1 protein-coding gene is annotated in these 773 nt (G+C 27.0%); it reads left to right on the top strand.

Annotated elements, in window-relative coordinates:
* Window positions 1–97: 97 nt before the first annotated feature.
* Window positions 98–773: hypothetical protein (locus N3D17_07795; GenBank protein ID MCX8083265.1), on the top strand; the 676-nt coding region annotated here is incomplete at its 3' end.

Below are 773 nucleotides of genomic sequence, written 5' to 3'. Positions count from 1 at the left end.
CAATTGTTAACAATATAGGTCTTTATACTTATAAAGTAACATTCAAACTGGAAAAGAAAATTTGAGGAAAATGAATTAGTAATAAAGTGGGGTTAAAATGATAGATCAACACTTGTTAAAAAGTGAAGTAAAATGTTTACAAAGATTACAAAAAGAAATAGAGAAAGTAAAAGATTCTTTTATTAATAGAAACTTTTATGAAAATCCTTTTGATATTATACCGCAAGATAGTGAAGAAAAGTTTAATTCTATCTGTAAAAGAATTTTTAAAAAGTACAATGAAGAAATTGAGATAGTAAAGAACATGTTGGGATTAGAAAACTATAATTATTTCAGAAGGATAGATGTGCCTGAAATTACTAATGACTGGTTTGGCGTTTTAACTGAGATATCAATTAATTGTGATAGGATAATTGGTTTATTAGAATCTCATATTTCCCCTGTTCCTCCAAACGAATTAATTAAACTTAATGCTTTAAAAGAAGAGTTTCAGAAAATTACCGATGACTTAGATGAAACTTTTATGAAAAATATTGAACATGCAATTAAATCCTGTGAAGAAGGATTTTATTTAGGGTCTGTTCTTATTTCCAGTAGAATTATCATCTACATACTTGACCATTTTCAAGGAATGAATCTATCTGAAAAAATAGAAAATTTAAGGCGATTGAAACTTATTGATGAAAAGAGAGACATAACTTCCGAGTATTTTTTGAAGTCAGATAAAAAAGCTAGAAATTATTTCTCGCATAATTTAAACGCCTTACCAGATG

This window comes from bacterium, assembly GCA_026414725.1.
Classification (GTDB): Bacteria; Ratteibacteria; UBA8468; order B48-G9; family JAFGKM01; genus JAAYXZ01.
Note: the sequence above shows the minus strand (reverse complement) of the source record. Positions and strands in the feature narration are given on the sequence as shown.